At 62.8% G+C, this 25,055-nt stretch carries 15 protein-coding genes; 11 read left to right on the forward strand and 4 right to left on the reverse strand.

What is annotated here, in order from left to right:
- Nucleotides 1–85 precede the first annotated feature (85 nt).
- The 11 genes from ABZ004_RS38270 (at nt 86) to ABZ004_RS38320 (ending at nt 20,755) form a co-directional block, all read left to right on the forward strand.
- Nucleotides 86–997: an ABC transporter ATP-binding protein gene (locus ABZ004_RS38270; protein ID WP_355686867.1), complete on the forward strand. Its 912-nt coding sequence runs from the start codon at nt 86–88 to the stop codon at nt 995–997.
- The gene (locus tag ABZ004_RS38275; protein WP_355686869.1) at nt 994–2,583 is read left to right on the forward strand and encodes an ABC transporter permease; all 1,590 of its coding nucleotides are present in this window, start codon (nt 994–996) and stop codon (nt 2,581–2,583) included. The genes ABZ004_RS38270 and ABZ004_RS38275 overlap by 4 nt, the downstream gene beginning before the upstream one ends.
- Nucleotides 2,584–2,782: 199 nt before the next feature.
- Entirely contained in the window at nt 2,783–6,454 is a 3,672-nt protein-coding gene (locus ABZ004_RS38280) for a hypothetical protein (protein ID WP_355686871.1), read from the forward strand.
- A gap of 201 nt (nt 6,455–6,655) precedes the next feature.
- Nucleotides 6,656–9,466 (forward strand): LamG-like jellyroll fold domain-containing protein, encoded by a 2,811-nt coding sequence (locus ABZ004_RS38285; protein ID WP_355686872.1) that lies wholly within the window; start codon nt 6,656–6,658, stop codon nt 9,464–9,466.
- A gap of 29 nt (nt 9,467–9,495) precedes the next feature.
- Entirely contained in the window at nt 9,496–16,254 is a 6,759-nt protein-coding gene (locus ABZ004_RS38290) for a polymorphic toxin-type HINT domain-containing protein (protein WP_355686874.1), read from the forward strand.
- A complete protein-coding gene (locus tag ABZ004_RS38295) occupies nt 16,254–16,730 on the forward strand; it encodes a hypothetical protein (protein WP_355686875.1) in 477 nt (158 codons plus the stop codon). The genes ABZ004_RS38290 and ABZ004_RS38295 overlap by 1 nt, the downstream gene beginning before the upstream one ends.
- A 226-nt stretch (nt 16,731–16,956) precedes the next feature.
- On the forward strand, nt 16,957–17,427 hold the full coding sequence (locus tag ABZ004_RS38300) for a DUF4304 domain-containing protein (protein ID WP_355686877.1): 471 nt from the start codon (nt 16,957–16,959) through the stop codon (nt 17,425–17,427).
- Between the two features lie 716 nt (nt 17,428–18,143).
- Nucleotides 18,144–18,404 carry a hypothetical protein gene (locus ABZ004_RS38305; protein WP_355686878.1) on the forward strand — a complete coding sequence of 87 codons (261 nt, stop codon included), beginning with the start codon at nt 18,144–18,146 and terminating at the stop codon, nt 18,402–18,404.
- Nucleotides 18,405–18,440: 36 nt separating this feature from the next.
- The gene (locus tag ABZ004_RS38310) at nt 18,441–19,139 is read left to right on the forward strand and encodes a hypothetical protein (protein ID WP_355686880.1); all 699 of its coding nucleotides are present in this window, start codon (nt 18,441–18,443) and stop codon (nt 19,137–19,139) included.
- A 446-nt stretch (nt 19,140–19,585) separates the two neighbouring features.
- Nucleotides 19,586–20,020: a DUF4259 domain-containing protein gene (locus tag ABZ004_RS38315; protein ID WP_355686882.1), complete on the forward strand. Its 435-nt coding sequence runs from the start codon at nt 19,586–19,588 to the stop codon at nt 20,018–20,020.
- Nucleotides 20,021–20,206: 186 nt separating this feature from the next.
- Nucleotides 20,207–20,755 carry a Hint domain-containing protein gene (locus ABZ004_RS38320; RefSeq protein WP_355686884.1) on the forward strand — a complete coding sequence of 183 codons (549 nt, stop codon included), beginning with the start codon at nt 20,207–20,209 and terminating at the stop codon, nt 20,753–20,755.
- 114 nt (nt 20,756–20,869) lie between these two features.
- On the opposite strand, the gene ABZ004_RS38325 is transcribed toward ABZ004_RS38320, so the two are convergent.
- From ABZ004_RS38325 to ABZ004_RS38340, 4 genes are read right to left on the reverse strand one after another with little or no spacing between them, the layout of a single operon-like run.
- Nucleotides 20,870–21,862 (reverse strand): LacI family DNA-binding transcriptional regulator, encoded by a 993-nt coding sequence (locus tag ABZ004_RS38325; RefSeq protein WP_355686886.1) that lies wholly within the window; start codon nt 21,860–21,862, stop codon nt 20,870–20,872.
- Nucleotides 21,859–23,274: a GH1 family beta-glucosidase gene (locus tag ABZ004_RS38330; RefSeq protein WP_355686887.1), complete on the reverse strand. Its 1,416-nt coding sequence runs from the start codon at nt 23,272–23,274 to the stop codon at nt 21,859–21,861. The genes ABZ004_RS38325 and ABZ004_RS38330 overlap by 4 nt, the downstream gene beginning before the upstream one ends.
- Nucleotides 23,274–24,113 (reverse strand): carbohydrate ABC transporter permease, encoded by an 840-nt coding sequence (locus tag ABZ004_RS38335; protein WP_355686889.1) that lies wholly within the window; start codon nt 24,111–24,113, stop codon nt 23,274–23,276. The genes ABZ004_RS38330 and ABZ004_RS38335 overlap by 1 nt, the downstream gene beginning before the upstream one ends.
- Nucleotides 24,110–24,973, reverse strand: a complete 864-nt coding sequence (locus ABZ004_RS38340; RefSeq protein WP_355686890.1) for a sugar ABC transporter permease — start codon at nt 24,971–24,973, stop codon at nt 24,110–24,112. The genes ABZ004_RS38335 and ABZ004_RS38340 overlap by 4 nt, the downstream gene beginning before the upstream one ends.
- Nucleotides 24,974–25,055 lie beyond the last annotated feature (82 nt).

Genomic DNA, 25,055 nt, shown 5'->3' on the forward strand with positions numbered 1-25,055 from the left:
TCCTTTCGGTGACCGAAAAACCTGACCTGTGAGAGACGTGTTAGGAACATTCACAAACTTCTGAATGAAGTGTACCTTCTGAAGTATGACATCAGCCATCGTCGTCTCCGGACTGCACAAGTCCTACGGGAGTACACACGCCCTCGACGGTCTCGACCTCGACGTCGCGACCGGCGAGGTGCATGGATTCCTCGGCCCGAACGGAGCGGGGAAGTCCACCACCATCAGAGTCCTCCTCGGCCTGCTCAAAGGCGATCAGGGCGACGTGTCGCTGCTCGGCGGCGACCCGTGGCGCGATGCGGCGACGCTGCACAAGCGGCTCGCCTACGTCCCGGGTGACGTCAACCTCTGGCCGAACCTGACCGGCGGTGAGGTGATCGACCTGCTCGGCCGGCTGCGCGGCGGGCTCGATCCGAAGAAGCGCGACGACCTGCTGCAGCGGTTCGACCTGGACCCGACCAAGAAGGGCAGGACTTATTCCAAGGGCAATCGGCAGAAGGTCGCCCTGGTCGCGGCGCTCGCCTCGGACGTCGAACTGCTCATCTTGGACGAGCCCACGTCGGGCCTCGACCCGTTGATGGAAGAAGTTTTCCGCCAGTGCATCGAGGAGGAGCGCCACCGCGACCGGACCGTGCTGCTGTCGTCGCACATCCTGTCCGAGGTCGAGGCGCTCTGCGACCGGGTCAGCATCATCCGCCGCGGCAAGGTGGTCGAATCCGGCACGCTGGCGCAGCTCAGGCATCTGACCCGCACCTCGATCCAGGCTGAGCTCTCTTCGGCTCCGGTCGGACTCGACCGGCTGCCCGGCGTACACGGACTCGATGTCGAAGGCAGCAGAGTGCGGTGTGAGGTCGACACCGCCTTGTTGGAAGGCTTGATGAAAGAGCTGGCCGAAGCCGGCATCAAGAGCCTGGTAGCGCAGCCGCCGACGCTGGAAGAGCTCTTCCTGCGGCACTACGAGGAAGACACCGCTGAGCCTCTGGCGGCCGTGCGATGAACGAATTCGCTGGTACGTCGACATTGGTACGCCTCGCGCTCCGGCGGGACCGGGTGCTGTTGCCGATCTGGATCATCGTGTTCGTCTCGATGGCGGCCGGATCGGCCAAGGCATCGATCGACCTCTACCCGGACGTCGCCGAGCGGGTCTCCGCGGCCAACACCTCGAACTCTTCGGCGGCGCTCGTCTTCCTCTACGGCCGGATCTTCGACACCACCTCGTTGGGTGCATTGTCGCTGTTCAAGCTGACGTCCTTCGGGGCAATGCTGGTTGCCTTGCTGGCTGCGATGTTGGTCGTCCGGCACACCCGCACTGAGGAGGAGTCGGGCAGGCTGGAGTTGCTCAGTGCAGGGGTTTTGGGCCGGTACGCCGCACTGACGTCTGCCTTGATTGTCTCGGCGGGCACTGTCATCGTGATCGGCCTGCTGACTGCCCTGAGCCTGATCGGGACGGACCTGCCTGCTGCCGGTTCGTTCGCTTTCGGCCTCACCTGGGCCAGCGCCGGTCTCGCCTTCGCCGGGGTCGGTGCAGTGACCGCCCAGCTCAGCGAGGGCGCCCGTACGGCGAACGGCCTGACCGCCGTAGTACTTGGAATTAGCTATGTACTAAGGGGTGTAGGCGACTCCGGTCAGCAGTGGCTCTCGTGGTTCTCGCCGATCGGATGGTCACAACAGATCCGCCCGTACGCCGGGGATCGCTGGCTCGTAGTACTGGCTCCCCTCGCGCTGATGGCGCTGCTCGTCGCCGCGGCTTTCGCCCTGGTACGACGGCGTGATGTCGGCGCCGGCCTGGTGCGACCTCGTCCGGGCCCTGCCACAGGAGCGCCGTCGCTGCGTTCCCCGTTGGCGCTGGCCTGGCGGTTGCAGCGAGGAGCCTTGTACGGCTGGGCGTTCGCCTTCTTGCTGCTCGGCGTCGTCGTCGGCAACATCGCGAGCAACGTGGACGGGTTCGTGACTTCTTCCAGTGCTAAGGAAATGGTCGAAAAGCTCGGCGGCGTGAACGGCATCACCGACGCCTTCCTCTCCACCGAGATGGGGATGCTCGGCCTGCTCGCCTCCGCCTACGGCATCCAGGCTGCGCTGCGCCTGCGCTCCGAAGAGACGGCCCTCCGCGCAGAACCCTTGCTGGCAACAGGAATCACCCGATCCCGCTGGCTCGCGAGCCACGTGATCGTCGCCCTGTTCGGCACCGCCACCCTCGTCCTGCTCGGCGGCCTGGGCTCCGGCATCTCCAGCGGCGCCTCCCTCGGCAACATGGGCCACCAACTCCCACGCATGCTGGCGGCAGCAGCAGTCCAACTCCCCGCCATCTGGCTGGTCACAGCCCTGGTAGTGATCCTCTTCGGCTCCTTCCCCCACCTGGTCACCGCCAGCTGGGCCCTCTTCGGCGCCTTCCTCCTCCTAGGCCAGTTCGGGTCCCTCTTCAACTTCCCCCAACCCCTCATGGACATCTCCCCCTACGCCCACACCCCCCGCCTCCCCGGCGGCGACTTCACCCTCACCCCCGTCCTAGCCCTAACCGCCATAGCCGCAGCCCTCCTCCTAGCCGCCTTCTACACCTTCCGCCACCGAGACATCACCACCTGACCACCACTCTTCGGGGTGGCGCCGGTCTGAGGGGCCCGGCGCCACCCCGTTGCAACAAGCTGCAAATTTCATGGCCCGCCCTGCCCGCCCGGTATCAGTTCCCGGGCGGGCAGGTTGCGACAACATGCAATTTGGTATTGGTGGCCCCTGCACCTTGTTACGCTCCGGCTGCTCGGGGTGAGCATTCTGGGGAGGACCTATGACCGCCAAGTTCGGCGTGCGCCGCCGCATGCCCCGACGCGCTGTTCGTGCAGCCGCGATCGCCCTACTCGCCGTGGCGTTGTCCGGTCAGCTCCTGACCGCCACCGCCACAGCCGCCACACCGACGCCGCCGCCGGTCGCTGACGCAGCGCCTTGGACGACACCGGCGCCGACCGTCGCGCCACCGACGACCGCAGTACCGACGAGTGCGCCGTCGACCAAGGTGCCGTCGACGAAGGCTCCCGGCAAGCAGGCGCCCAAGAAGCTTTCGACGAAGACGACGGCTGCCTGCGGTGGTGCGCTGAGCTGGTACGCCGTGACGTCGTGCGTCACCATCGACGAGAACGAGAAGCACACCTACACGCTCCCCGCCACCGTCGCCCACGACCGGATCCTGCTCCGTCTGACGGCTACCGGCGAGGCTCGGATCGACGGACGCCTGACCGGCCCGGACGGTTCGGAATGCCTGGTCGGCGCCGACTATGAGCCCGTCGAATGTGACGTGGCGGTGGCCGGTGCCTACACCCTGACGGTTGAATCCACCTATCTCTCGGGCGCTTACGAGCTCTCGGTGGCGTCTGTTCGCTCCTCGTCGTGTACGCAACTGGACGTCGCGGACCTGTCGGCAGAGTCTCCCGGCCGAGCCGGCGACCTGCCGGGAGACGTCGTCGCGGATTGCTACCAGTTCTCCGCAGTGTCAGGCGATGTACTCCAGATCGGCCGCGGGGTCTGGATCTCGGCAATCTACGACGCTTCCGGCAACGAGGTCTGCAAGTCGCGGTACGACGAGACCTCCTGCACCATGTCGGGTCCTGGGCCCTACCGGGTATTCGTCCTGATGACCAGCAGCGGCGGAACCTCCTACACTCTCAGGCTTGCCCGCCTGACCGGTGACACCGGTTGTCCGACGCTCGCCGTTGCACCCTTCGGTGCGCCAGGCAACGCGGTCGCGACCGGTGACCTGCCGTCGAACGCCACCGGTTGCCGGTCGGTAGGTCTCTCGGCCGGCCCACATTCACTGAGGCTTTATCCCGGGGCTGTCTTCGGCAGCTACGTCCGGGCCGCTGTCTATGACGAGGCCGGTCAGCGAATCTGTGACGACCCACAGCAGATCTGCACCGTGCCGGTCGCGGGCACTCACACGATCGTCCTGACGAATACCGGATCTGCCATCGATTACAAGCTGTCGGTGATCGACCTCGGTGACTCTCGTGGATGCGCTTCGGAGGTTGGCACCAGCTGGGATCTGCCATTGCTGGAGAAGACCAGGTCGTCGGTCGTGCAGCTCGACTGCCAGCCGATCCAGGCCAGGGCGGGGGACCGGATCCTGGTCCGTTCGCCGAGCCGTGTCTACGGCGACATCGCCTCGACGATGGTCGTCGATGGCCACGGTGCCGCGACCTGCCCGACGGTTCTCGAAGTGGACGGTTGCGTTGTCGATGGCATCGGTCCGTTCCGCGTGTTGTCGGCGATCGATCAGTCAGCAGAGCCGAACGAATACCAGTTGGAGATCGGCAGACTGTCGAATCCGATCGGCTGCTCCCCCGTAGTACTGAGCAAGTTCGGCAGCCCCGCGCCCACGTCGCCGGACGGTAGTCGTTGTCGTCAGTTGACCGTCGATACACCTGGCACCTATGTGGTGGATCCGGTCGGCAGCCTCGAGGTGCTGGGTCTGTTCGGCGAGGACGGTCTGCGCGTGTGCGAGCAGGGGACGAGGTGCGAGCTCAAGGCTGCGGGCAAATACAACCTGGTGGCATCTACCGCTCAGCCTGTCGCGATCTTCCCCCTCACCTCCACGAACGGCTGTGTGACTCAGGGGACGGACACCTCCAAGGCGGTCAGCGGCACGGCTCTGCCGGCGGGGCAGTACGACTGCCTGACACTCGCCTCAGCTGTGGGTGCCGCGGTGATCATCACTGAGCCGGCGGCTCCGACCCAGACCAACGGATTCGTGCTCGATGCCCTGGGCAATCAGATCTGTTACTGGGATTCACAGGGCGCCTGGCCCTGCAAGCTCACCGGGACCGGCCCGTTCCGGGCGATCTTCGGCGACAACCCCTACACGAATGCCGCGCCCTACCGGTTGACCATCGCGCGGATCGACAGCGCAGGCTGCCAGATACTTCCGCAAGGCGACTTCACGATCCCCGGGGGAGTAACTGCCGCGTTGAGTCCTGATCGATTCACTGCCTGCTACACGATTCCGGCCGGAAGCCACTCGGCCGGTGAGGTGGTGCAGCTCGCCCGTACCGGTGCGACAGGCCAGGCAAAGCTCAAGGTCGTCGACAGCGAGGGCGTGACACCCTGCCACATCGACGCGACCAGCGGTTCGTTCGATGGCTGCGTCTTCACGGCGGGGAAGAGCTATACCGTCTTCCTGACCGGCGATGCGACCACGGCTGGTTTCCGGCTGACGAGGCGAGATGTTTCCTCGGCTGCCAAGGGATGCGCCGCGATCACTTCGACCACCATCGGGGCGACGGCCGCTAGCGGAACGTTGCCCGACAACTCGACTCTGCGCTGCTACCGGGTCATCGGAGTGGCCGCCGATCGATTCTTGATCAACACGCGGGATGCGCACGGGAGCGTCCGGGCCCTGGCCTACGGGGCGACCGGGCAGACCGTCTGCGGGACCGCTCGCGAAGGCCGCTGCGACGCGACCGGCTCCGCGGCGTACCAGGTGGTGGTCTACAACGACGCGACCCTCGGCGTACCTGGTGCCTACACGCTTGAGGCGCCTCGGATCGTCAAGGACGGAGTACCCGCAGCAGAGTGTGTGCGGGCTTCGTCGGCGTACGGCGTCGGTCCGTTGACCGGCGATCTGACGACTGCGAAGAACACGGCTTGTGTGGTCTTCCCGCTGGGCAGGTACGAATCCATGCAGGGCTACGTGGTGAACCAGGTCGCTAACGGGCCGTTGCCCTACCTGGTCACGTCTTGGGGCGGCTTCCCGATGTGTCAGGACTACGGCTCCGGCGATGGTGCGTTCCAGTGCAACAACATGACGGACGCCACTCAGACCCAGATGCTCTTGGTGAGCCTGCCCGAGCAGCAGCAGATCAGCACCCTGAAGTACAGGCTCAGCACCACCTGCGCACAGCCGCTCTGCGGTGGAGCCGTGTTCGGTGTCACGAGCGTGACGCCGACGACCGGTGTTGTGGGAACGACCGTGAGCGTGACTCTCAAGGGGACCGCTTTGCATCCGCGCGATGTGGTCCGGTTGACGGTGGCGGGCAAGCCGGCGATCACGGGCACGATGCGCTCGGTGTCGGCCGACCGGACAACCTCGATCTACGCCTTCAACCTCGCGGGCGCAGCACTCGGCGTACGGGATGTTTCTGTGACGTCCTTTGCCGGAGCATCGGTGACTTTGGCGAAGGCCTTCACCGTCCTGGGCGCCGCACCCAAGGCGACCAAGGCTCCGGCCCTGAGCGGCACTCCTCAGGTGAACCACACCATGACGGTTTCCACCGGCACCTGGTCGCCAACCTGCACCTCCTACACCTACCAGTGGTACTCCGGCGGCGTTGCCGTCGCCGGAGCGACGAAGTCGACCCTGGCCCTAACCTCTGCCCGAGCCAGCCGCAGCCTGTACGCCGCAGTCACCTGCGCTCGCACCGGGTATGCATCCGGGCGCGCCGTCAGCAACTCGGTCACCGTCCGCGCCTGACTCGGCTGCTCGCCCGGATCGGATTCAGCGATCCGGATGAGCGACGAGCCGTGATGTGACCTAGGTCACGGTCGACCGGTACAAAACGGCAAACTGTATGGGTCGAACTGTATGGGTTGTCGCTGTTGGCAACGGCTAGCGATCGTTAGGCTCCGTAGCGCATCAACGGGCTCGGGGGCGAGTCTAGGAGCAGTGGGGCCGATGTATCGGTGGAGTCTGTCCAATTTCACGGGAACAGGTACGCGCCGCGCAGTGGCGGTGACATGCGCGCTGGCGGCGGGTGTGTTCGGCTTGCTGGCGGTGGAGCCGGTAGGCGGCACTCATGCGGCTGCTGTGCCGAACGCCATCGACAATCGGTCCGCCCTTCAGCGCGCGGCCGATACCGGCCAGCCGGTCGAGGTGCTGCAAAAGCGGACGGAGGATTCACAAACCTTTGCGAATCCGAACGGAACCTTCACGCTCGAGCAGTCGGCGGTTCCGGTCCGCACGAAGAAGAACAATCAGTGGATTGATCTCGATCCGACCTTGGCGCGCGGCGCCGATGGAATGGTCAGGCCGAAAGCAACCACAATGGACATGGCATTTTCCTCCGGCGGTAGTGGTCCTCTGGTCGTCCTCGACTCGGACGGCCGCAAGCTGAAGCTGACCTGGCCGACGGCATTGCCGACGCCAACTGTTGGTAGTGACAATCTGACGTACGCCGCGGTGTATCCCGGAGTCGATCTGCGGATCAATGTCACCAAGGAGTCCTTCTCCGAGGTCCTTATCGTTCATAGTCGGCAAGCCGCTCTACAGCCGGAATTACAGCAGGTCGAGTTGGGCCTAGAAGCGCCAGGCTTGCAAATGCGTCGTACGGCCGGCGGAACCGTCGAGGCTGTCGACCACCTTGGCGAGACTGTGTTCTCGGCGCCTAAGCCCGCAATGTGGGACTCCAGCGGAGACGCTGCCGACCAGCCGCCGACAGCCGATCGCGCGGAAGAGCCCCTCGAAGGCGACAGCGTGGCGGCTATGCCCGTGGCTGTGACACAGGACAGCTTGACAGTTACGCCAGTTCGTTCGCTGATCGACGACCCCGAGACGGTCTATCCCTTGCATGTCGATCCCCCGTTCCTCGGTGCCAGGGTCGCTCGCTCGATGATCAACGAGCACTACCCGACAACCTCAAGTTGGGGCTGGGGCGGAGATGAGGGCGTCGGATACCAGTCCTACGAGCCGTGGAGCCGTAAGCGCCTGCTCTTCGGCTTCAGCGTCGGCCAGATTGCCGGTGCCGATGTCCAGTCCGCCGTCTTCAGCGCGTTCGAGACTTGGTCCGCCTCCTGTACCCCGAAGGTCGTCGAGGTCTGGAAGGTCGGAAGGTTCACTGATGCGACGACTTGGAGCAACGGCTCGGGCTCAGCGCTCTGGAAGCAGAAGCTGAGTTATGCCACTGCGGCCCACGGTCGTGAGGGCTGTGACCCAGGAGGCACTTGGGTGCCGTTCGCTGTTCCATCAGCGGTCAGCGAGGTAGTCAGTGCCCACGGTTCGACGGTTTACCTGGGAATGCGGGCATCCAGCGAAACGGATGAGACGGCTTGGAAGCGATTCCAATACGACGTCAAACTATCTGTCACCTATAACTATCCTCCGACGGTCGTCAATCCCCATACCAGGGATCCCAATACGGCATGTGTGACTACAAGCGCGAGCGACCCCGTGATCGGCGACAACACGCCGATTCCAGTGATTTCTATTGTGGATCCGGATACCGGTGGCGGTCAGCATGTCTGGGCCGATTTCGAGATGCGTCGAGCAGTCGACCAATCCCCATTCTTCACTTACACCACTGCAGCCAAGGCAGGCGGTTCAGGCATCTACTTCGAACCGCCACCCGAGGCTGTGGCGGTGCAACCGCTCTGGTCGAACACGACCTATGTTTGGCGGGCGCGGGCCCATGACGGTATAGCGACCTCGCCATGGTCGACTGGCTGTCTCTTCTACGTCGACACCACCAAACCGCCCGCACCGACAATCACCGTGGAGACAGCAGAACCACATCTGTTGAACCAGCCAATCACCATCAGGGTTGGCCCGAACGGCGGAACGGATCTCACCAGGTACGGCTACGCAATCAACGATGACGCCCCAGGGCCAGTCTCGCTGTCGCTGACATCCCCTACCTTCACGACCGTACCTCTGGCCTTCGGAACCTGGGCTGTCAGTGCCTGGAGCTACGACCAGGCAGGAAACCAAAGTGCTCAGGAGACGAAGGTCATCATCGTCAAAGGTGTCGACCCGATCGGGAAATGGCTCATGGATGAGGGAACGGGTTTGTCTACCGTGGATAAGAGCGGTAGCAATCACGGGATGAACCTAAGTCCGCAGGCTAGCTGGGATGAAGGCGATCGAGGAGTCTCAGAAGGCGATCGCTCCATTAGTCTTCACGGACTTCAGACCAGCGGTGACACGACGGCGACGGCCGCCTCCAACATCATTGACACCAGCCAGAGTTTCACCGTTGCTGCGCGGGTCAAGTTGGATATCAAGAGCAACCGCCAAGTCATCGTCAGCGAAGATCACCCCGGCCGGAGCAGTTTCGCACTCGGCACGAGCGAGATGACCTGGACAGGAAGAGACGGTTCGGAACCGGAGGATCAGGCGGATCGCTGGGTCAAGTGGAACTTCACCGTCTCCACCAGCAACGGACCTGTAACGACGGAGACCGACTTCGTTAACTACAAAGCTGGCGATTGGGCCCATGTGGTTGGAGTTTTCGATAGATCAACGAGGGACCTGCAGATCTACGTCGACGGCATTCTGCGGCAGAAGGTTGTTGCTGGAACGGCGGTGGCAACGAAGATTCCGGTGAAGACCTCTGTCGTGGACGGAACCGGCCCATTCCGGACGGGGCTGGGTATCGACAACAGTGCGGTCAACTACTGGTTCCGTGGCCTCGTCGACGACGTCAACGTCTACAACGGGCTCATCGGCGACGACTCAATCCAAGCCCTCGCATTGGGCGGCGGCCAGCAATGACACACGACGCCAAATCACGGAGCGTACATATGCGAAGGTTCAGGTCCATCCTGGTCACCGTCCTCAGCGTCAGCCTCCTGGCGGGCGTTGCCTCCTATGTGCCGCAGGCTGAGGCGAAGGCCTACAGCCGGCCGGCGCCTGCGGCGCAAGAAGACAAGTCTGTTGTCGGCCACGATCTGCAGGTGGCATCGGTCAAACGCCCAGACCCAACGGCGGTGGACGCCCAGAAGCCGACACCGCAGGCGATCTGGCCCGGAGCAGCGGACTCGACGATCGTGCTGGGATCGGCCAGCAAGTCAGCCGCTGCCAACCCAATCCCGGTATCTCCACAACGTGTCGGCAGCTCGCCTGTATTCGTGGCTCCGGCTCCGGCGTCCGCGAAGGCGAAGGTCTCTGATGCTCCCTCGGCTGTACGGGTGGAAGTGTTCGATCAGCAGCGGACGCAAGAGCTCGGTGTCAAGGGACTCGCTCTCCGAGTAGCTCGCACCGACGGCGTGGCATCGTCCGGCCGCCTCCGTGTGAAGGTCGACTACTCCTCGTTCAGGTACGCATTCGGAGGCGACTGGGGGAGCCGTCTTCGCCTGGTCCAACTTCATTGCTCTAGCGACAAGACCTGCGAGCAATCCACCGCCGTACCGAACGGTGTGAACGACGGCAAGGCAGGTACCTTCACGGCAGACGTACCAGTAGCTCAGGGGGTTTCTGCGTTCGCGTTGCTGGCGGCTCCGTCGGGTGCCTATGGCTCCTATGCTGCCTCCACGCTGGCTGCCGCGTCGACGTGGAATGTTGGCAAGCAGACCGGCGACTTCACCTGGAGCTATCCGTTCCGGATGCCACCCGGAACGGCTGGGCCGCGCCCCGAGTTGTCGATCGGGTACTCATCAGGCTCTGCCGACGGTCAGACCGCGTCGACCAACAACCAGCCGTCGTGGTTGGGGCAGGGGCAATCGCTCGAAGCCGGCTTCGTCGAGCGTAAATACGTGTCATGTGCGGATGACATGGACGCCAACTCGAACAACACGACCAAGACCGGCGATCTGTGCTGGAAGTCGAACAACGCGACGCTGTCGTTGGGCAGTCACTCGAGTGAACTCCTCTGGGACGACACGCAGAACAAGTGGAAGCTTCGCAAGGACGACGGCTCCCAGATCGAGCACAAGACAGGCGCTGCCAATGCTGACGGCGGCGATCTCATCGTTGACGGGAAGGGTGATGGGAGAGGTGAGTACTGGATATTGACCACAGCGGACGGCACGAAGTACTACTTCGGTCTCAATCCGCCGGCCAACGGGACGACGCCCACCAACTCCGTCAATACCGTTCCGGTCTTCGGCAACCACGCGGGTGAACCTTGCTACAAGGCTCCGAACTCCGGCGGGTTCGCGTCGTCGTACTGTCAGCAGGCCTGGCGCTGGAATATCGACCGCGTGGTCGACCGATCCGGCAACGTCATGACCTACCGGTACGTCAAGGAAACCAATAACTACGGGCGGAACAACAACACGGGTATCTCCACCTATGAGCGTGCGTCGTACCTGAGCTCCATCGAGTACGGCGAACGGGTCGGAGCTGACACGGGGGTACCGCCGGCCAGGGTCATCTTCGGTCCGACCGAGAGATGCCTGCCGAGCGGCACGATCACGTGCGCTCCTGAGCAACTGACTGCGTCGACAGCGTCGAGTTGGCCGGACGTGCCCTTCGACCAGATCTGTGCCTCCGCAACCACTTGCCCGAACCAAACATCGCCATCCTTCTTCACACGCAAGAGGCTGTACACGCTCTACACCCAGGTGCTGACGCCCGATGGCGCTCCTCGGACAGTCGATAGCTGGGCGTTCACCCAGTCCTTCCCGCCCACCGGTGACGGTACAGCGCCGTCGTTGTGGCTGAGCACAATCCAGCACAAAGGAATGGTCGGCGGACAGTACACAGACCCGCCAGTCACCCTCGTTGGGGTGGCGTTGGCGAACCGGGTCGCCGGGTTCCTCCAAAACGGCTTCCCGATGTACAAGTACCGGCTCTCGAGCGTGAAGACTGAGTCCGGTGCTCAGGTCTCGGTGAATTACTCTGGAGCTGAATGCACCTACACTGCGGTCAAGGACGCTGATCCGGCGACGAACACTCGGCGCTGCTTTCCGGCCTACTGGACCTCCGAGGGTGGAGCTACGCCAACATTGCATTGGTTCCACAAATATGTCGCCACACAACTTGTCGAAGACGACCTGATCACTGACGCACCCGATAAGGTCACGACGTACACCTATTCGGGTGGCGGGGCGTGGCACTATGACGACAATGAACTTACGCAGCCAAAATTCAGGACCTGGGGCGATTGGCGTGGTTACGGAACGGTTTATGAACAAACCGGACCGGTCGGGTTAGAGACGTCCGCAAGAACCTTGTACTTCCGCGGCATGCACGGGGATCGCGCGTCCGCTGCGGGCGGTACCAAGACAGTCAACGTCGTCGACTCCGCAGGAACCTCTTACGCCGACTTCGATCGCCTTAACGGGTACGTACGTGAGGAGATCACCTACAACGGCTCCGGCGGTGCCGAGGTAACCGGCACCATCAATACTCCGTGGCTGAAGCAGAGCGGAATCGGCGACGGGCACACCGCAACGCTTCTCAATACCTCGTACACCCGGATCCGCACGCGACTGGCTGACGGCTCGTACAGAGTGGCCGGCGTTGACACCGACTTCGATGCCTACGGCATGCCAACGGCCGTTAGCGACATAGGCGATGTCAGTCGAGGCGACGACGACCGCTGTACGCGGTATACCTACGTTCGAAATCTGGATTCTGATGTTGCGATCATCAGTACCGTCAGTCGCGAGGAAAAGGTCTCGGTCAGTTGCGACAGCACGCCAAGCCGGCCGACGCAGGTGATTTCTGACGAACGCACCTACTACGACAAGCACACTGATGTGGCTGCCGAGCCGACCGCGGGCTTGGTTACCAAGGTCGAGTCGATGACGGGGTGGAACGGCGGGCCGGTCTACAAGCAGCGAGCCAGAATGGCCTACGACACGCTGGGGCGCACTACCGAGACCTATGACGGCCTCGATCGGCTGACGAGCAGTGTCGAATTCGTTCCGGCGATCGGTGGCCCAGTTACCCAAACAAAGACCAAGGATGCTGCGGGCAACGTCAGTACCTCGACTCTTGAGCCTGCCTGGGGATCGCCGAAGCTCGAGGTCGACGCCAATGGCAAGCAGACCAATCTGGCCTATGACCCTTCCGGCCGACTGACGGGCGTCTGGCTGGCTGACCGTCCCACGTCAGGCGCCGCGTCGGTGAGCTTCTCCTACCTCTTGTCGAATACCGCTGGTCAACCGAACGTGGTGACCACTCAGGAGCTGAAGCCGAACGGGGCCTACAAGACCACCTTGGCGCTTCTTGATGGATTCCTCCGTCAGCGGCAGGTGCAGACGCCAGGCGCAAACGGCACCGGGCGCCTTATCACCGACACCAAGTACGGGAGCCGGGGCGTCGTAGCTAGCGAAGGTGGTCCCTTTTACGAGGCGACCACAGCACCCACCAACAAGGTGTACGACGTCCTGGAACAGAACCTGCCCGCAGAGACTCTCTACACCGTGGATGGTGTCAACCGAGTCACGACCGCGGTGTTCAAGACCGAGGGCGCCGAACGTTGGCGCACCCTCACCTCGTACGGAGGGAACTACGTTGCGGTGGATCCGCCTGCCGGCGCAACTCCCACGATGACCTTCAGCGACATCCGGGGAAACACGACTGAGCTCCGTCAATACCAGGGTGCCAACGCGACCGGCGCCTACGACAGCACCACCTACACGTACACGCCCGACGACCAGCTCGACACAATGAAGAACGCGGGCAACAGCGTCTGGAGCTACACCTACGACCTTCGCGGCCGACAGATCTCGGCAAGCGATCCGGACAAGGGCACCACGACCTCGACGTACGACGACGCCGACCGTCTGGTATCCAGCAAGGACGCCCGCAACCAGTCGCTGTTCTACGACTACGACGTCCTCGACCGTAAGACTGCCGTTCACAGCGGCTCTGCGGGTGGCCCGGTACTCACTTCGTGGAAGTACGACACGCTCGGCAAGGGGTTGCTGACTTCGTCGACACGCGTGATCGACGGCCACAGCTATGAGTCGGCGATCACCGGCTATGACGACCTGAATCGCCCGACCGGCACCCAGATCACAATCCCAGCTTCTGAAGGCAAGCTGGTAGGTACCTACTCCTCCAAGACCGCGTACAACCCCGACGGCAGTGTCGCGAATGTCGAAATGCCATCCGCACCGGGGCTTCCCCAGGAGACCGTTCGAACCATCTATGACCCGGCCGGCAACCTGCAGGCAGTCGGCGGTTGGTCCTCGTACGTGGTCGGCGCTCAGTACTCGTCATATGGCGATCCGACCCGATACACCATGGGAGATGTCCTTGGCCACAAGTCGACCTTCCAGGGCTTCACCTACGAGCCTGGAACTCGGCGGCTGACGACCATGAAGGTCGACAGAGAGAGCCAGGCGACAACCGACGACACCTTCAACTACACCTATGACGCAGCCGGCAACGTCACCGCACTTGCGCACTCGCAGATGCAGGGCGCGAGCGTCGACCGTCAGTGCTTCGACTACGACTATCTACGGCGCATGACGCAGGCTCGTACGACGTCGAACGCATCCTGCTCAACTGCTCCGACTACGGCGACGATGGGTACGACCTATCCCTACTGGCAGAGCTACGAGTACTGGAAGTCAGGCAACCGCTCGAAGGTCACCAACTACGCGGCTGTAGGCAACACCACGACGACCTATGCCTATCCGGCAGGGACAGCGCCGCACCCGCACGCGGTGACGGGTGTCAGCTCAAGTGGTCCGGCAGGAACGTCTGCGGACACCTACGGCTACGACGCGTCGGGCAATATGTCGACGCGGACTGTGTCCGGCGACACGGACACCTTCGGCTGGGACGCCGAGGGACGCTTGCAATCTGTGACCGGACCAGGCGGTAAGACCGACTTCGTGTACGACGCCGAGGGCGAACGGCTGATCAAGCACGACCCAACCGGTGCGACCCTGTACCTCGGCCAAACCGAGATCCGGCTGGACAAGGCCACAGACTCGGTCACGTCAACGCGCTACTACCAGTTCAACGGCGCAACCGTCGCCATGCGGACGAGTTCAACACAAGTGACGTCCCTAATTGCCGACCCGCAGGGGACGGCGACCGTTAGCGTAGACGTCCAGACCGATCAGTTGGTCCGCCGCTGGATGGACCCCTTCGGTGTTCCACGCGGAGAAGACGCAAACTGGAAATCAGACGCACGAGGCTTCGTCGACGGGAAGTTGGACAACTCGACCGGTCTGACGCATCTGGGTGCTCGGGAGTACGACCCGAAGCTAGGCAAGTTCATTTCCGTCGATCCGAAGGTCGACATCGCAGACCCGCAGACCCTGAACGCATACGCCTACTCGAACAGCAACCCGGCCACCTTCAGCGACCCCGACGGCATGATGTTCCTCGGCAGCAAGGGCAGCAAGGGCGGGGACGGGGCTTCTGAGACCCGCGGCACATCAGTTGTCGCGCAGAAGCAGTCCCAGAAGAAGAAGACCGGCAGCACCTGGATTTCTTACAAGGGTTACAGCGGTGACGAGATCACCAACGAGACCGAAGCTGACATCGATTCGAAGATCACCGCTCACTCCGAGGCGGTCCGCGAGGCCAAGGAACGAATCAAGCGAGTCATCAAGGACCTGGTGAAGATCGTCGCCGACGAACTTGGCATCACCGACGCCCTCAACTGCTTCACCAACGGCGACATCGGCTCCTGTGTAGCCACCGGCGTCACCATCTTGGCCTCCTTCGCTGGAGGCATAGCCGGCAAGATCCTCGCCAAATACGGCTCCCCCTGGAAGTGGAAGAAGGGCATAGAGCTAGTAGGCAAACTCAAGGACCTAGCCGGCAAGGCCATCGGCGGCATAAAGGACCTACTGAAGGCCGGTTCAAGTTCCTGCCCCGTCAACTCCTTCGTCCCAGGAACGAAGGTTCTCCTGGCAGACGGGACCAGTAAGCCGATTGAGCAACTGAAATTGGGCGATAAGGTCAAGGCGACAGACCCAGATACGGGCAAGACCGCCACTGAACCAGTCGTTGCAACGATCGTCGGCCGGGGCTCCAAGCACCTAGTTGACATTGCGGTGACGAGCAGCAAGCCTGGCGGCACCCTCGAGACAGCCAGCATCGTCGCGACGGATCGTCACCCGTTCTACCTTGCGTCCAAACATCGCTGGGTGAATGCGACCGAACTCGCCGTTGGTGATGTCCTTCAGCCCTACCTGCCTGGCGTTCGCAGCCGCGTTACCGCAGTGACACGCCGCGACGCCACGGCTCGGGTTCATAATCTCACTATTAGTGACCTGCATACGTACTATGTACTCGCGGGTGGTGCGCCGGTCCTAGTCCACAATGCGTCGTGCTGGCGGCTCGGTGCCGACTACTCCCTTCCAGGTAGGAACGGAGGTGCGCCGGCGTTGTCAACCATGCGCAAGAGATTCTGGAAGAACGAGGCTGCTGAGCCGGCTGCGGCTGATCAATGGGGCGCCGACAACGTCACTCGCATGCAGCGCGGATCAGCACCGCAGCGTATGAGGGACGATGGGAAGATGGAGTCAATGGAGTTGAGTCATGAACCGATCCCGGATCGAGAAGGTGGATTGCTGCTCACCCCGCGTTGGCCCGACGAGCATGCGCTAATTGATCCATTTCGCCACCTTGCGAGCGGTGACTGATGAGTGAAGAGAAAGCCCGCCTGGATGAATTATTCCGCGCGTCGAAGGGGGCGCCTATCGAGGTCGATGGCCAGACCGTGCGGATGTCGTATGAAGTTCCGGTTGGCGAAGGCGAAGCAGTCGGGACGGTTTCGGTACGTGGTTTTAAGCGCGAGCCTGTCCAAGGAATCTGCCTCGAAATGAAGAATGGTGGAACGCTGGAAATAAATGACATTCGTCATTCAGGGTTTGTGTTCTGGATGGACACGGCTCCTTCGGAGATTGAGTTCGGAATCACGGGAGTGGCAGGGTCAGGGTTGCGGATCTGGAATTGCTGGCGTGGCAAATTTGGCGAGCGCGCAGCATGGCTGGGCAGTGCAGGGCTAATCTGTGAACCGCGAGATTATAACTTCTATCGCGTTTCCTGTAGTGATGGGCTGGGAGGAGCAGAATTTGATGCAATTGAATTCGACTTCGAACTCAGGCGGCAGAGATAGAATCTAGGCCGTCGATGTGGAGTGCTTGCAGGGATGTGGAATGTGAGCTGCTGTGGGCAGGGAGTCAGGCAGGATGACTCGCGTGCTCCGGGAGGGTTGCCACGGCGATTGAGGTGATAGTCAATGGACTCCGGACAGTCCACCTACGACCGTCCGGAGTTTGCTGCCCGCATCGAAGAGGCGTGGTTGAGGCGTGACTCACAAGCACGGACCCTCAAGAGGTTTGATGAAGAGGAAGAAGTTGTTAGTGAGGCTGATCGGTACCGCCGTGAAGCCGCTTGGATTTATGGCGCAAGGTGCTGCTAACTGGCATCGTGTTCGATCAGATCTGTACTCGATTGTGAATCTCCAGCAGTCCGGCTGGGCTGACTCTTCCTACTACATCAATTTGGGGTTCTCGCCCGCCGAGACGGTTTCGGATGCCTGGATACCTGAATCGAAGTGCATGATCCGGTTTAGGATCGAGGCCATCAAGGCTATCGATTCAACTGCGCTAGACATATTAGATGAAGGTGCGGTGTGGATGGATGAAATAGAGTTTGAATCTATTCTTGGGCGAGATGTCTTAAGTCCGCTGGTTCAGTTCCTTGAGCGAATCGACGATTCTAGCGCGCTCGGACGCTTGTTGAATTCCGACGTTCCAGGTCGAGTGTTCATCCACAAGGATGCGGGAGCGATTTTGGGCCATCTTGGATGACTAGCCGGGAGTGCGTCGTCCGAGTGCGCATTAGCGACGAAGGACCCAGTGGTGGAACGTCAGGAGGAGGTCGGCTGGTTGGCGGCTCGACTCGCAGTTGAATGCGATTCTTGAGGCTTGGGGTTAGCTAGCGGCGCTCGGCTTCGAGGCGCTCATCTGTGTGGCGACGGAGGGCTGCTGTCTACGATCGGGGGCAGCAGTCTTTGAGGGAGCGGTCCGGGGAGTTTGTGGGCTTTGGGCCGAGCAGTATCTGGTCGTGGTGAGTACGGTGCGGGCGGATGGGAGTGTGCATTCTGTTCGGGTGGAGGCGACGGTCGATTCGAGCCGGGGATTGCTCGGGTGAATTGTTCGGGTGGGTCGCACAAGGCGCGGCAGATTCGGGCGATGGGAGGCTGCGGTTGCTGCTTCGTAGGTCGAGGGGCGGCGGTGGTCGACGCTCGAGGTGGGCTGTCGTCAGTGACGACCCGGAGCAGTCGCTGACGGCGTACGGCGGTATGCGAAGCGGTACAAGGAGCCTCGGGTGAATCCGGAGCGGGTCGGTTGGGCTGGCTGCAGGATCAGGTGCAGGTGGTCAGTTTGTTGGGGCATCATATGGAGCTGGTGCGGCCGCATGTTCGGCATGGCTGGCGGGTTGGGGTGCAGAGTTGGGTGCGCATACGCCGGCTGAGGTCGCGCAACTGCTGATTAATCGTGGGTACGGCGGGAGTCGGTTCACCATGTTGGAGCAGTTGGGGTCGCAGGATGAGCGGATCCGCACCGCGACTGCCGCCGAGTGGACCGCCGATGTGGATGCGCTGAACGTGATCGGTTTCGAGTGCGCTCAGGCACTCGTGCTGTCGACGGCGCCGGGCTTGCCGGACGTACTCATTCAACATCACTCGAATGGTCACCATTTTGAGGACACAACACATTCGCTCGGCCGCATTATCATGGACCGGCTGGGCGAGCACTTCTTCTACGGCGAGCGTGTGTGGTAAAGGGTTGGTCGAGCGGGTGCTCAGTATCGGAGTGCGATGGTAATTATTGAAGATATCGGCCAGTATGACTGGTGGCCGTATTCGGTCGTCGAGCCGGACCAGAAGTTGGCGGGTGTTTGGCTACCGGCCGAGGATGGCGCTGAAGGCCTGATTATTGCCGAGATGGCGCGATGCTTGAATCAGTGGAGCTGGCTGGTTAGTGGAACATGGTATGGGAAGGATGCCGCTTCAATACAAGGTTTTGACCGGTATCCGGGATTAATGAAGGATCTTATCGGGAGCGCGCAATCGCGAACTCCTCGCGAGTTGGCAACTGTGAGTGAATGGGGGGTTGGTAATCCGGATCCGGCGCAGCTCAGTAGCTTCGCGGCATCAGTAAGATCTTCTCGCGGCAGAAGTTACTGTCTTGCCCTGGCTCCGGAGGATTTCTCGCGCCGGACTTGGTATGGCGTCACCATGGGCGCATATTGGCGGGCCGTATTGGCGTTCCATTTCGAACCGGCTGGCTTGCAGTACACGGATCGCGCAATTGCGGGGTGCTATCTTGAGCAGCTTGCTAAAAGCAGGTTCGTCGCCGTTATCCCGCTCGATATGCATCCTCAATTTGGGTTTGCATTGATTGGCTCTGCGGAGCAGGCGGGACTGGTGGCGGCAGCTCTGGCGGACAGCATCCCCAGTATGCGGTTAGAGGAAGTAGCCAAGCTGCATGAGAGGGGCGGCGGCCTGGCGTTCTAGGCCTGATGGTGCCCGTCTGTTCAGCTCGTAGCCTAGGCCGATGCTAACGGCAACCTCCAATGGGTGACCAGGCGGGTAACACCTGGCGCCGGTCCTAATACATAACGCATCGTGTTGGCGTCTGGGTGTCGGGCGCGTATTGTCGGCAAGACGAGCCAAATTTCAAATCGGCGCCTGGGGCAAGCATATTAGCGATGGAAGGCTCAAATGGCAGGAGTGACGCAATTTGTGTTCATGTTTCGCAACGACGAGGCGCTACGAATCCAGGAGCAACATTTACGAGACCGCAACTTGAGAAAATGGGCATACCGTTCAGCAGTGGCATCGAAGGGCGTGGGAGAAATCTCTATGATGCTCGCGCGTCCCGTGCCACGCAATTGGAGCTTCCGTTAGATCAACGAGAGTTCTCCCACCTTTACTAATGGAGCCAGTGATGGCGCAGGTAGATGAGTAGATGGGGCTATCTCCCATTCGAGAACGATACCGCTGCTGATTTCGCTGACGATCTGGATGAGGCGCCGGAGTCGGAGCGTCTGGGTCGGCTGGCGGCAGCACTGTCCGTCGTTGCTGCAGGTGATGGGCACATCGACGCCGGTCGTGCGGAGGTTGCCATCGCGGCCGCTGCGATTGTTGTCCGGGATCTCCCCTGGGGTGATCGGTTTCAAACAAGTGAAGAGATACCAACTCAATGGGTTCCTGTGTTGTCGCCAGATCTGCTCAAGCTGGCGACCGGTGCGATTGATCGCCTGCTGAAAGGCGACAACGACTTGAGTGATGACTGGAGCGGTGAAGCCGATGGTGGGCAATGGGTAGGGACTCTGCGGCAGTTGGGCAGGGTTCTCTCCGGCGAAGACGCAGAACCACCAGAGAAGCTCTTCTAGTGCTAGGGCCTCGGACTTGGCGGATCCGCCCTCAGCCTTGGCCGGGCATCGCTGGCTCCCTGCAAGGGGGATAGCGGTCACGAGATCACGAACGAGACCGAAGCGGACATCGATTCGAAGATCACCGCTCACTCGGAGGCGGTCCGCGAGGCCAAGGAACGAATCAAACGAGTCATCAAGGACCTGGTGAAGATCGTCGCCGACGAACTTGGCATCACCGACGCCCTCAACTGCTTCACCAACGGCGACATCGGCTCCTGTGTAGCCACCGGCGTCACCATCCTGGCATTCTTCGCTGGAGGCATAGCTGGCAAGATCCTCGCCAAATACGGCTCCCCCTGGAAGTGGAAAAAGGGCATAGAACTAGTCGGCAAACTCAAAGACCTCGCCGGCGAGGCCGTCACCGGCATCAAGGATCTCCTAAGGGCAGGTTCCTGTAACTCGTTCGTCCCAGGAACCAAGGTCCTTCTCGCCGACGGCACCAGTAAACCGATCGAACAGCTAAAGCTGGGCGACAAGATGAAGGCGACCGATCCAACCACAGGCAAGAGCACTGACGAGCCCGTCGTCGCAACGATCATCGGTCGAGGAGCTAAACATCTCGTTGACGTTACGGTCGTGAGCAGCAAGCGTGGCGGTGGTGTCGAAAGAGCTCACATCGTGGCGACCGATCGTCATCCTTTCTACCTCGTGTCTGAGGGAGAGCGTGACTCAAGTTCGGAACCGCGCTTCTGACCTCCATGGCAAGCGCGGCGATGGTCGCGGCAGGCGTCCTGGCGGTCAGGTGCTCGGCCGCAGGTGTGGTAGGTGGTCAGACCTGGGCTTGTTCGTCTGCGGAGTTGGTCCAGGTCAGGTGGTGCCGCGGAGTTCTAGGTGGGTGTCGACGATGACCTGGGACTCGGGGGGCTGGTCGCCTGCTAGTTGGGCTAGGAGGAGGCGGGTCATTTCTCGGCCCATCTCCTCGGTGGGTTGGAAGACTGAGGTGAGGGGTGGGTCGGAGTGGCGGCCGCCGGGGGAGCCGTCGAAGCCGATGACGGCTACGTCGTCGGGGATGCGGCGGCCGGCGGCCTTGAGGACTCGCATGGCGCCGAAGGCCATCGGGTCGGAGGCGGCGAAGACGGCGTCCAGAGATGGATCGCGTTCCAGCAGGGCGGCCATCGCGCGGGCTCCGCTGTCTTCGCTGAAGTCGCCGTATTCGACCAGGTCGTCGCCGGCCACGTCGCGGAAGCCCTGCAGACGGGCGACGCCGGCGGACATGTCTTGAGGGCCGGCGACGCAGGCCAGCCGGCGGCGGCCCTGATCCAGCAGGTACTGCGCCGCCTGCCGCGCGCCGGTCGCGTTGTCCGCATCGACGAACACCATGTCCGGCCCAGCCAGCGGCCGGCCGCACAGAACCAGCGGAAGTCCGCTGGCACGTACCTTGGCCGGCAACGGGTCGTGGGCGTGCTGGGACAGCATCATCACGCCGTCCACGTGTTCCCGAGTCAGGAAGTGACCGGTGCGTTCCCGCTCGGCCGCGCTCTGCACCATCGACAACCACAGCTGCAGCTGCGTCTGGGCCATCGCCGAGCTGATGCCGCGGACGATGCCGGCGAAGTACGGCTCGGTGAAGAGCCGCTCGCCCGGTTCGGAGATCACCAGCGCCACACAGTCCGTACGCCGGGTGACCAGGTTCCGGGCCGCCCGGTTCGGCACGTACCCCAGTTCGTCGATCGCCTTGAGCACCGCGGCGCGTGCGGCGGGGCTGACCTGGGACGACCCGTTCACCACGCGCGAAGCGGTCCCCCGCCCCACCCCCGCCCTGGCCGCGACGGTTTCGATGGTGGGACGGGATTCGGTCATGGCGCTAGCCTGCCTCGGATCAGATCGCTGTACCAATACGCGCTGCTCTTCGGCGTTCGTGTCTGCGTCGCGTAGTCGACGTAGACCAGGCCGAAACGCCGCGAATACCCCCAGGACCATTCGAAGTTGTCGAACAGCGACCAGCAGAAGTACCCGCGCAGCGGCACCCCGGCGTCGATGGCCGCCTGGCAGGCCCGCAGATGGCCGTCCAGGTAGCTGATCCGGTCGGCATCCCGGATCAGACCGTCGGGATCCGGTACGTCGGCGAAGGCGGCGCCGTTCTCGGTGACGTACAGCGGCACCGCCGGGTACTCGAGCGACACGCGCTCCAGGACGCTGGTGAGCCCGTCGGCGTGGATCTCCCAGCCCATCGCGGTGACCGGCAGTTCACCTTTGGTGAAGCCCACGTGCTCGCTGCCGGGCCACGGCGATGCCCCGGTGCCGCCCCCGCCGCCATGACCGTCGTCGCCGGTGCCGGCTTCACCGGTCACCACGTGCCGGCTGTAGTAGTTCACGCCCAGCACGTCGAGCGGAGTCGAGATGACCGCCAGATCGTGGTCGCGGACGTGCGAGAAGTCCGTCACCGCGGCGAGATCGGCGACCACGTCGGCCGGGTATGACCCGAGCAGAACGGGGTCGAGGAAGAAACGGTTCTGCAGCCCGTCGATCCGCCGGGCGGCGTCCACGTCGATCTCACGTTCGCTCACCGGCACCACGTCGTACAGGTTGATCGTCACGCCGACCTTGCTGCCGCCGGATCTGATCAGGCCGGCGGCCAGACCGTGGCCGAGCATCAGGTGATGCCCGGCCCGGACCGCTGCCGCCGGATCCTGCCGGCCAGGCGCATGGACGCCGGAGCCGTAACCGAGGAACGCAGAGCACCACGGCTCGTTCAACGTGGTCCATTGCTTGACCCGATCACCCAGTACTGCGGTGATCGCGCCGGCGTAGTCGGCAAACCGCTCCGCCGTGTCCCGCTCGGGCCAGCCGCCGGCGTCCTCCAGCGGCTGCGGTAGATCCCAGTGGTACAGGGTCGGCCATGGCTCGATACCGGCTGCCAGCAGCTCGTCGATCAACCGTGAATAGAAGTCGACGCCGGCCTGGTTGAGCGCCCCGCGACCGCTCGGCTGGACCCGGGGCCAGGCGATCGAGAAGCGGTAGGCCTGCAGGCCGAGGCTCGCCATCAACCCGACGTCCGCGCGGTACCGGTCGTAGTGCTCGATCGCGACATCGCCGGTCTCGCCGCCCAGCACCCGGCCCGGTGTGTGCGAGAAGGTGTCCCAGATGGAGGGGCCGCGGCCGTCGGCGGTCGCGGCACCCTCCACCTGGTAGGCGGCCGTGGCGGCGCCGAAAAGGAACCCGGTGGGGAACTGGAGGCCGGTACCGGGTTCGGTCTGGCTGTCGGTTGTCACTACTTGATCGCACCTTCCATGAGTCCGCTGATGATCTGCCGGCCGAACAGGACGAACACCGCGAACAGGGGCAGCGTGGCAAGTGCTGTCGCCGCGAAGACCTGTGCGTAGTCGGTGTAGTACGCCGTCGCCAGCAAGCTGAGGGACAGCTGCACCGTTGGCGTGTTGGCGTCAAGTACGGCGTACGGCCAGATGAACTCGTTCCAAGTCTGCATGAAGGTGAGCAGACCGAGGACGGCCGCGGCGGGCCGCAGTACGGGCATGACGACGTTCCAGTAGATACGGAAGGTCGAGCAGCCGTCCACCCGGGCGGCCTCCACGAGCTCGTCGGAGATCGCCTCCATGGCGTACTGGCGCATCATGAAGACGCCGAAACCGCTGACCAGGAACGGCACGATCACCGCCTGCAGATGACCGTTCCAGCCGATCTTCACCATCAGCATGTAGAGCGGGATCAGGCCCAGCTGGACCGGCACCATCATGGTCCCGATGATCACCATCAGCATGCCGTTGCGGCCGCGGAAGCGCAGCTTGGCGAACGCGAACCCGGCCAGCGTGGAGAAGAACACGACCGAGATCGTCACCACGCTGGAGACCACCACCGAGTTCACCAGCCCGTAGGCGAAGGCGGCGTGCTCGTTGGCGAACACCCGCTCCACGTTCGCGCCGAGATCGCCGCCGGGCAGCAACGGCGGCGGTACGTCGTTGATCACGTCGTTGGACCGGGTGGCCACGACGAACATCCAGTAGATCGGGAACAGCGACAGCACACAGCCGACGACCAGTGCCAGGTACGTCGCGGGGCTGGTGCGCCACAACCGGATCGATGCGGCCCTCATCGTGCTGCCCTCCGGACGATCAGCAGGTTGATCAGTGAGAAGACCACGATCAGGCCGAACAGCGACCAGGCGATCGCGGCACCGTAGCCGTACTGGAAGCGCTGGAACGCGGTCTCGTACATGTACATCGTGACCGTCTGGAACTGCCCCAGCGTGCCGCCGAGCATCCTCCCGTTGCCGAAGATCACCGGCTCGGTGAACAGTTGCAGCCCGCCGATCGTGGAGATGATCACGGTGAACACCAGCGTCGGGCGCAGGTTCGGCACGGTGATCCGCCAGAACTGCTGCCAGGGCGCCGCCCCGTCCAGCGCGGCGGCCTCGAACAGGTCCTTCGGGATCGCCTGCATCGCGCCGAGCAGGATCAGCGTGTTGTAGCCGGTCCAGCGCCAGTCGACCATGGTGGCGATCGCGATCCAGCTGGACCAGGTGTTGGCCTGCCAGTCCACGGCGTCGAGGCCGAACCTGGTGATGATGTAGTTGACGAGGCCGACGTCACGGGCGAACAACTGCCCGAAGACGATGCCTACGGCCGCTACAGAGGTGACGTTGGGGATCAGCACACCCATTCGAAAGAAGGTCCGGGCACGGATCTTCCGGTTCAAAAGGTTCGCCATCGCCAGCGCCATCACGAGCTGAGGCACGGTCGCCAGTACGAAGATGCCGACTGTGTTCTTCAGCGCGTTCCAGAAGTCCGGATCCGAGAACAGCGCGGTGTAGTTGTCGAACCAGACGAAGGTGTGTTCACCGATCAGGTGCCAGTCGTGCAGGGACACCCAGCCGGTGTAGACCAGCGGGAACGCCCCGAAGACGGCGAACAGGACGAAGAACGGCGCGATGAAGAAGTACGGCGCGAACCTCATGTCCGCGCGGGTCAGCCGGGAGCGCCAGCCGCCCCCAAGAACTCACCCGCCCGGGACCGCTACATCTTCCGTGACGGTGAAG

The organism is Kribbella sp. NPDC006257 (genome assembly GCF_040613535.1).
Classification (GTDB): domain Bacteria; phylum Actinomycetota; class Actinomycetes; order Propionibacteriales; family Kribbellaceae; genus Kribbella.